Source organism: Lactobacillus porci, assembly GCF_009695985.1.
GTDB classification, from domain to species: domain Bacteria; phylum Bacillota; class Bacilli; order Lactobacillales; family Lactobacillaceae; genus Lactobacillus; species Lactobacillus absianus.
Genome location: NZ_VUMX01000078.1, coordinates 1 through 1,184, shown reverse-complemented (window position 1 = coordinate 1,184; position 1,184 = coordinate 1). Strand labels below are relative to the sequence as shown.

Annotated in this window: 1 pseudogene; it reads right to left on the bottom strand. The window is 35.8% G+C overall.

Annotated elements, in window-relative coordinates:
* Positions 1-86: 86 nt before the first annotated feature.
* A pseudogene (locus FYJ62_RS10530) lies at positions 87-623 on the bottom strand (ABC transporter ATP-binding protein); the annotation flags it as partial.
* Positions 624-1,184 lie beyond the last annotated feature (561 nt).

Here is a 1,184-nt window from a genome sequence, read left to right as displayed (position 1 = left end):
CTTTGGCAGCTCGAGCGGTACGATTGGATGTTCAGTCATAATATCGTGTTCCTCCGTATTCAATTGTTAAGAACAGTATATGACTATTGAACAGAGGTCGATAGATACCGCGCTATTGGGCGCTTACAAAACATCAACACTGCAAGGAACAGAATTACCAGCAATAAAAGCCAGTTATAGGTAAAGACAATGATTGAGGAAAGGACTACATCCAATCCACAAGCGGAAATTTTCAGCCATGGAGCCAGGAAATTTTCACCCAGCATGTTTAAATCTTGGGTCAAGCTGTTTTGAACGCTGGAAACTTTCGGTGCCTTGTTACCACTGCTGTAAATTTTTTCCACTTCAGCAGATCGAAGCTTGTGGAAATACTCTTGCGTCTGTTTATCATACAGATAATTAGCTCTATAAGACAGACCGCTGCCAATGGAATCAACCACAAAATTGATACCAATAATTGCCACGAAAAGCAACAAATTGCCCTTGCGCAAGCTGTCCCCCAGCAGTGTCAGCAAGGCGTTGTTGCCAGCTAGAAATGCGCTGCCGCTAACAACCAACAAGATGATCGTGATAAACCTAACTCGATTGTTTTTGATAAAATCCGAATAATACAAAATACTCACGACCTTTTTAAAACTATAAAATTTCCATTTGCTTAGCTTGTTCTATCAAAATTTCATCATTGGAAAAGCTAAAATTGAAGAAAACGCTTTTCTCTATCTCTTGCAATTTTTTCATAATCTTCCAATTGAAAATTTCGCGGAAGAAGCGATTTATACGATAAATTTTACATTAAAAAAACATAAAATGAACCCTTGAATTTTAATTTCATTAGATATTTACTGTAATAAACAATTTTAGGAGGTAACAAAATGAAAGAATTACATAAGTTACAAATGTTAGCACAAAAGAAAGTTCATTCTGATGTTAGACGAGTAACTTTTTATTGCAAGACAAATACAGTTAGTTGCGTTAAGTAATATGTTACTATTAAAAACAGATTCACTTATATATGCAAGAAGAGCAAAGCGTTTTGCTTTGCTCTTCTTTGTAATTAACTTAAACTTCCCACATCAAAAAAACTATGAAGCCTTGAAAACTCAATAGTTTAGCCAGTAAATATTCAATTAAGCTGCTAGTGATGGCGATATAGCCTCTTGCATGTACTTCGGAAGGCGAGAAAT